The following is a 3,014-nucleotide window of genomic DNA, read 5'->3' as shown; positions in this document are numbered from 1 at the left end:
CAGCCCGTAGGCGAGCCTCCCCCCAGAGGGGGGGAGGGGGCTGACTATTTCCCCACGCAGAAGGTGGAGAAAATTTTCCCCAAAACCTCCTCGTCGGTCACCATCCCCAGGACCTCCTCCAGCGCCCGGCGGGCGTTGGAAATTTCCACCGCCGCCGCGTCCCAGGTCGGGCCTACTAGAGCCTTCCGGGCTTCCTCCAGGAAACGAACCGCGCGGTTCACGCCCTCCGCCTGTCGCGCCGAGGTCAGCGCCGCGTCCACGTCCGGTGGCGATATAACCTCGGCCATTCTCGCCCGGAGCTCCCCCAGCCCCCGGCCGGTCTTCGCCGACACGGCCAGGACTCCCTCCGGCGGGAGCCCCGCCTCCCCGGTAAGTATTTTAACAGCCGACGAGATTACCTCCTCCGTCGCCAGGTCGGATTTATTGACTAGTGCCAGCGTCGGCGTCCGTCGCATCTCCTCCCCCGCCCATCCGGGAACGGCCGGGTCGGCGGCCTCGACGACGAGGAGCAGCAGGTCGGCGACCCCGGCGGCCAGGGCGGCCCGTCCGGCGGCCAGCGCGGAAATTTCGTCGCGGAAGAGCTCCGGCCGCCCCGCCGTGTCGTAAAGAGTGACGGAAATCTCGCCCAGCGCGAGCTCGCCGGAGAGGGCGTCGCGGGTGGTGCCCGGCGTGGGGGTCACCAGCGCCGCGTCGACCCCGAGCAGCCGGTTGAAGAGGGAGCTCTTGCCGACGTTCTCCGCCCCGACCAGGACGACGGCCGCGCCGGAAATCGCCGCCCGGGCGAAGGCCGCCGTTCCGGCCAGATCGCTCAACTCCTCCCGAATCCCCTCGATTTGCGCGATGTATTCCGCGCCGCTCGTGGGCGGCACGTCGTCGGGGTAGGCCAGCTCCGCCTCCAGCCCCGCCGAAAGGTCGAGTAGCCTTACCCGCAGCCCGCTGATTTTTTTCGATAGTGCCCCGCCGAGCTGACGCTCCAGAAGGCGCACCCCGGCCGCGGACCGCGCTCCGGTGAGCGCCCCCACCGCCTCGGCCTGCAGGAGGTCCAGCTTCCCCGCCTCGTAGGCCCGCCGGGTGAACTCCCCCGGCTCGGCCGGCCGGGCGCCGGATTCCACGGCCAGCTCCACCAGCCGCCGGGCTATCGTCCCGCCGCCGTGGCAGCAGAGCTCCACCGCGTCCTGGCCGGTGTAGCTCCTCGGGGCGCGGAAGCGCGTGCAGGTGAGCCGGTCCAGGACGCCCCCGACGCCCTGGGCCCGGGCGGCGAAGTTGTGCCGCTCCGGCTTTTTCCGCGGATCGGGGTGGATGAACGCCGCGCAGATTTCAGCCGCACGCGGGCCCGACAGGCGCACGACATCCAGCGCCCCCCGGCCCGGCGCCGTGGCCACCGCCACGATGGTGTCTTCCGGATGCTCCATGCCGGTGATTATAACCCACGACCCTTTGCACCTGACAAATTCACCCCCGGTAAGCTACACTATCGAAAAATCCCCCTTCCCGGAGGCCGACCATGCCGGATAGAAAAACCGTTTTGTGCGTAGTCTGCGCGCTTTGTGCAATCGGCGTGCTGGCGCCCGCGCTGGCCACCCACGCCACGGGCCTCATCTTCGCCGAAGAGGACCGCTACCGCGCGATCCCCCTGGCCTCGCCGCCGCTGATGGGCGAGCTGCCGATCAGCGCCGACCTCTCGCGCTACTTCCCCACCCCGGGCGACCAGGGCGAGCAGTCCTCCTGCGTCGGCTGGGCCTCCTCCTACGCCGTCAAGAGCTACCAGGAGTGCGTCGAGCGCGGCTGGGACCTCTCCGACTCCGACCACGTCTTCAGCCCCGCCTACATCTACAACCAGATCGCCTACCCGCCGGGCAACCGCTTCGGCGGGTGCAGCTACATAGACGCCTTCAACATCCTCACCGAGCAGGGCACGGTGCCTATTTCCAGCTTCGAGTACGACCAGTACGACTGCTCGCGGCAGCCCTCGGCGGCGCTCAAATCCTCCGGCAACCCCTACCGCATTGCCACCTGGCGCCGCGTCAACGTCATGGACACCGTGGAGATGAAGGCCCAGATCGCCAGCGGCTTTGGTCCGACAACGGCAAGGGCTGGGTCTCCTACGACGCCCTCCAGGCCATGGTCGTCGAGGGCTACGTCTGCCAGGACCTCATCGTCAACACCCCGCCCGACGTCACCTACGTCGAGCCCGAGGTGACCGAGCACCCGGAGACCTCGACCGTCACGTACGTCGAGGACTACGACCCCACCCCGACCCAGACTGTCTACGACCCCGACATCTACGTCTCCTCGGATTCCCCCTACGCCGAGGTTTACGCCGCCGACATGGCCTTCGACGTCTACACCCCGGACGGGCTGGGGATGGTGGTGAGCCTGGGGGGCGGCATCTACAACTGCTCCGGCGGACAGGGGCAGCTGCTCCTCTCCTTCACCTTCTCCGACGGCTCGCCCCTGCTGGCCAACCACGCCGCCTTCTCCGACATCTACGGGGAGGTGGCGGCCTACACGGTCGTGTTCGACATCCCATATCAGAACCTGGACGTGTCGGGCACGCAGCTCTACATCCCCTACTGGGCGCTGAACATGGCGCAGGGGGAATACGAGCTGGCGGTAACGCCGCACGTGTACGTCAACGGGTTCGACGTGGGGGTCGGCGAGGCGTACTACTTCTACTACACGCAGTACTGACCAGCGCAGGGTTAGGTGAATAAGCGGCGGGGATTAAAATCCCCGCCCTACATTTAGCGCACTGCGGAAGCGGTTTCCCTCTCCCCGTGGGAGAGGGACTACGGGTGAGGGCTACCTTAGAAAAAACGGGCGGGTCAGGAGACCCGCCCCTACGTCATCGCAATTCGCGGGCGACCGCGGAAGGTCGCCCCTACGTCATCGCAACGGGTGGAGCCGCGGGCCGGGGTGAGGGTTGTTTCGACCCCCCTCTCCCCGTGGGAGAAGGCTTGCCTTACGGGGATGGGGGTGAGGGCTACCTTATAAAAAGCGGCGGGGTTAGGAAA

The 3,014-nt window shown here is 67.7% G+C and carries 3 protein-coding genes; 2 read left to right on the top strand and 1 reads right to left on the bottom strand.

The features are described 5' to 3' along the window. Positions 1-44: 44 nt before the first annotated feature. Complete coding sequence (locus NTW26_01485) at positions 45-1,412, bottom strand: 50S ribosome-binding GTPase (GenBank protein ID MCX7020946.1); 1,368 nt, start codon at positions 1,410-1,412, stop codon at positions 45-47. A gap of 92 nt (positions 1,413-1,504) precedes the next feature. On the opposite strand from NTW26_01485, the gene NTW26_01480 reads away from it, so the two are divergent. Together NTW26_01480 and NTW26_01475 are read left to right on the top strand one after the other, a co-directional pair. Beyond that, on the top strand, positions 1,505-2,200 hold the full coding sequence (locus tag NTW26_01480; protein MCX7020945.1) for a C1 family peptidase: 696 nt from the start codon (positions 1,505-1,507) through the stop codon (positions 2,198-2,200). Then, entirely contained in the window at positions 2,122-2,691 is a 570-nt protein-coding gene (locus NTW26_01475) for a hypothetical protein (GenBank protein MCX7020944.1), read from the top strand. The genes NTW26_01480 and NTW26_01475 overlap by 79 nt, the downstream gene beginning before the upstream one ends. The last annotated feature ends 323 nt before the right edge of the window (positions 2,692-3,014 follow it).

It is taken from the genome of bacterium (genome assembly GCA_026398675.1).
Classification (GTDB): domain Bacteria; phylum RBG-13-66-14; class RBG-13-66-14; order RBG-13-66-14; family RBG-13-66-14; genus RBG-13-66-14.
Note: the sequence above shows the minus strand (reverse complement) of the source record. Positions and strands in the feature narration are given on the sequence as shown.

Excerpts from the sequence above, each read along its gene's own strand:
- NTW26_01480 (MCX7020945.1), top strand. The coding sequence starts at position 1,505 with ATGCCGGATAGAAAAACCGTTTTGTGCGTAGTCTGCGCGCTTTGTGCA.
- NTW26_01475 (MCX7020944.1), top strand. The coding sequence starts at position 2,122 with ATGGTCGTCGAGGGCTACGTCTGCCAGGACCTCATCGTCAACACCCCG.
- NTW26_01485 (MCX7020946.1), bottom strand. The coding sequence starts at position 1,412 with ATGGAGCATCCGGAAGACACCATCGTGGCGGTGGCCACGGCGCCGGGC.